Annotated in this window: 3 protein-coding genes and 1 pseudogene; 1 reads left to right on the plus strand and 3 read right to left on the minus strand. The window is 74.3% G+C overall.

What is annotated here, in order from left to right; all coding sequences use genetic code 11:
• Window positions 1–529: RICIN domain-containing protein (locus tag EYA84_RS33950; protein WP_131057055.1), on the plus strand; the 529-nt coding region annotated here is incomplete at its 5' end.
• Between the two features lie 109 nt (window positions 530–638).
• On the opposite strand, the gene EYA84_RS28580 is transcribed toward EYA84_RS33950, so the two are convergent.
• From EYA84_RS28580 to EYA84_RS28590, 3 genes and pseudogenes are all read right to left on the minus strand, one after another.
• Window positions 639–1,100: a hypothetical protein gene (locus tag EYA84_RS28580; protein WP_131057057.1), complete on the minus strand. Its 462-nt coding sequence runs from the start codon at window positions 1,098–1,100 to the stop codon at window positions 639–641.
• A gap of 10 nt (window positions 1,101–1,110) precedes the next feature.
• Window positions 1,111–3,063 (minus strand): VWA domain-containing protein, encoded by a 1,953-nt coding sequence (locus EYA84_RS28585; RefSeq protein ID WP_131057059.1) that lies wholly within the window; start codon window positions 3,061–3,063, stop codon window positions 1,111–1,113.
• A gap of 2 nt (window positions 3,064–3,065) precedes the next feature.
• Window positions 3,066–3,673: pseudogene (locus EYA84_RS28590) on the minus strand (hypothetical protein); the annotation flags it as partial.

Consider the following 3,673-nt stretch of genomic DNA (forward strand, 5'->3'; position numbering starts at 1 on the left):
GGCCGGCAGCCCGACGCCGGCCGCGCCGAGCCCGAGCGAGAGCGTCGCACCGCCGACCGTGGAGAGCCCCGAGCCGACGCCCACCCCGTCGCCCACGCCCAGCGAAGCCGACCCGAACAGCGGGCCGAAGGTGCTCCGGGGCGTCGGCTCCGGCCTCTGCCTCGGGCTGGATGGCGACGGCGAGCGGGCGGTGGCCAAGCTGGCCGGCTGCACCGGCGGGCCGGAGCAGCAGTGGGTGGTCAACCCGTTCGGCCCGGACACGGTGACGCTGACCAACGCCGCCCACAACCAGTGCCTCGACGTGGAGGGGCGCAGCGGCGACGACGGCGCGCGGTTGCAGCAGTTCGGCTGCCACGGCGAGGACAACCAGCAGTGGCGTCTCCAGCCGGCCGACGACGGCGCCGTGCTGCTGGTGGCCGTGCACAGCGGAAAGTGCGCCCAGGTCCGCGACGGTGGCGGCGAGGCCGGCATCGACGTCGTCCAGGCCCCGTGCGACGGCAACCCGGCGCAGCGCTGGTCGCCGCAGTGAAAGGAAGGGCCCCCTACTAACGCCTGCGGTATAGCAGGGGTCCCCTGCTAACAGGTGCCGGACAGCGAGCGCAAGACAGCGGTGCCGGGAAGCGCGCGAGGCCAGGGCGTCAGGGGCGCAGTGTCCGCAGCTCCGTCAGGTGTCGGGGCAGGTGGACGCGGGTGTGCAGGTCGATGACGCGACCCCAGGGCAACGGCTCGTCGACGACGAGGTCGAAACCCTCGCGCAGGTGCGTCTCCACCGGCGTGTCGGCCCCCGCGCCGAGCCGGGCCACCAGGGCGACCAGGCGATCGCTGCTGTGCCGGAGCCGGTCGGCCAGCCCGGCCAGGCCACCCGCCTCGGCGACCAACGCGTCCAGTTCCGGCCGGTGGATCTCGTCCAGCTCATAGAAGGCGTACGGGGAGCCGGCGAGCACCGCTTCGGTCGCCTCGCTCATCAGCTCGTCGCCGGTGACCAGGTGCGCCACGATCTGTTCGGCGCTGTAGCGGCCGGTCGGCGGCGGCCCGAACCCGCCCACGTCGATCTCGGTCAGCAGCGCGTCGTACGCCTGCCGCAACCCGTCGACCTCCACCCCGCCGAGCCTAGCGGCGACCGCGCCGTGACCGCAGGTAGTCGCTGACCACGTACTCGCCGAGGTCCTCGGTGTCCGGGGTGAAGACCCGGCCGCCGCTGCGCCGGGCCACCGCGTCCACGAAGCGGCGCAGCCCCGGATCGTCACCGAGCATGAACAGGTTCAGCGTCGCGCCGTACCGGCCGATCCGGTCCACCTCGCGGATGGTCGCCTCGACGGTCTCCGGCAACGACGGCCAGTGGAACACCGCCTCGCCGTCGGCCGGGTCCAGGTGGGCGGTCGGCTCGCCGTCGGTCACCACCAGTACCACCGGTTCGGCGTCCGGGTGGCGGCGCAGGTGCCGGCCGGCGAGCCGCAGGGCGTGTTGCAGGTTGGTGCCCTGGGTCATGTCCGGCTCGGCGGCGGCCAACTCCTGCTGGGTCAGCGTCGCCGCCCGCCGACCGAACCCGATGATCTGGAGCGCGTCCTGCGGGAACCGGGTCGCCATCAGGTGGGCCAGCGCGAGGCCGGTCTGCTTCATCGGACCCCACCGGCCCTGCGAGATCATCGAGTACGACAGGTCCACGCAGAGCGCCACCGCCGCCGAGGCCCGTCGCTCGGTCTCGACCACCTCGAAGTCCTCGACGGCCAGGTGCAGCGGCACTCCGGGGCCGGCCCGGCGTACCGCCCGGGTCAGCGTCCGCACCACGTCGATGGGCTGCTCGTCGCCGTACCCCCAGGGTCGGGACGCGCCGGTGACCTCGCCGGCCGCGCCCGCCGACCGCAGGTCGTGCTCTCCCCGGGGCCCGGCGGTCAACTCGGCGAAGACCTGCCGCAACGCGGTGCCGCCGAGACGGCGCAGCGCCTTCGGACTCAGGGTCAGGCCCTCGGCGTCCCGGGTCACCCAGCCCTGCCGCCGCAGCTCCCGCTCCAGTTCCCGGAGTCGGCGTACGTCGTCGGCGGCGTCCCGGCCGAGGGTACGGGCCACCGACTCGACGTCGATGTCGTCCAGGGTCGCCCCCGGGTACTCCTGCCCCAACTGGTCCAGCAGGTCGTCCAGCTCGGCGATCTCGTCCAGCGCCCCCGTCGCCTCGCCGTAGCCGAGCGGCTGCTCGCCGCGCATCCGCTCGCCCCGGCCCCAACGCAGGTCGGGGCGGAGCGCCCGCAGGTTGCCCTCCAGGTCGGCCAGTTCGCCGGCCAGCCGGTCGCCGAGCGACTGGCGCATCAGGCCGGCGAGTTCCTCCCGCTGCCGGTCGGAGAGCGAGTTCATCAGCCGTTGCCCGGCCGCCGACCGCCGGGCCAGCAGGTCGATCAGCTCGTCGACGTCGGCCGGACGTTCCGGGAAGAAGTCGCCGTGCCGGCGCATGAACTCGGCGAACGCGTCGGTCGTGTCCTCGGCGCGGGCGTGCCGGGCCAGCAGGGCGTTCAGGTCCCGCATCATCTCGACCAGCCGCTCCTGCACGGCCGGGTCGGCGGCCATCTGGGTCGAGGAGCGCAGCCCGGCGAAACGCTGGCCGAGGACGTCGTCCCGCAACCCGTCGAGGATCCGCTGGTAGGTCTGCCGGGCGTCCTCACTGGCCCACCGGTACTCGGAGAGTTCCCGCACCGCCTGGGCGGTGGAGCGGGGCAGGTCGTCCAGCATCGCCTCGGCGAACCGGGCCGCCTCGTCCGAGCGCCCGGACAACTCGTCCCGCTCGGCGGCGAGTGCCTGGTCCAGCAGGGCCTGTGCCCGGGTCACCGCACCGTCCAGGTCGCCCCGGCGCAGCGCCTCCCGCCGGAGCCGACGGGCGCGGGCGGTCAACGGGTCCAGTCCGCCCCGTTCCTGCGGTCCCCGACGCAGCAGCTCCCGCAACGCGTCCCGCAGGCTGCCGCCGGCCAGCACCTCCTGGCCGACCTGGTCCACCGCCGACTGCACGTCGTACGGCGGCGCCAGCGGATCGGGGCCACCCCGCCACTGCCCGTACCGGAACCGGTTGCCCGCCATGGTCAGTCCCGGCCGCCGTAGCGGGTCCGCCCCGAGTCGGTCACGTCCTTGTCCAACCGTCGACTCAGGTGCAGCCCTTCCAGCACGAACTCGACCGCCGCAGCGGCCTGCCCGGGGCTGGGCGCGTCACCGACGCCGAGCCGGTCGAGCACCTTGGCCAGCCCCGGCACGGTGCCCACCTGGCGCAGCAGCTCGGCCGCAGACACCAGTTCCCCGGTCTCGACGGTCTCGCCCTCCTCGACCAGCGTCGCGAACCCGGACAGGTCGAGCCCGGCCAGCCGGGCCCGGAACGTGTCGGCGGTGGCGGTGCGCAGCAGGTGGCCGAGGATCTCGATCTCGCGGCCCTCCTCGCCGCTCTCGAACTCGACCTTTCCGCGCAGGGTGGAGGTCACCGACACGGCGTCACCCACCCGCGCTACCGCGTCGAGCGCAAGGAAGGGCACCTTGTTAACGTCTGCGGTAGAGGAAGGGTCCCCTGCTAACACCTCACCCCGAGCGGCAGACGCACCCGACGCGGCAGCAGCGCCCGGCCCGGCAGACGTGCCCGCCGCGGTGGACTCGGCGGCCAGCAGGCCGGCCCGGCGCAGTGCGGCGGCGGCCACCGTCTCGG

Origin of the sequence: Verrucosispora sp. SN26_14.1 (genome assembly GCF_004307965.1) — a bacterium.
GTDB lineage: Bacteria > Actinomycetota > Actinomycetes > Mycobacteriales > Micromonosporaceae > Micromonospora.

What these genes read in the sequence shown, in the direction of transcription:
- EYA84_RS28585 (WP_131057059.1), bottom strand. Translation starts at nt 3,063, where the DNA reads ATGGCGGGCAACCGGTTCCGGTACGGGCAGTGGCGGGGTGGCCCCGAT.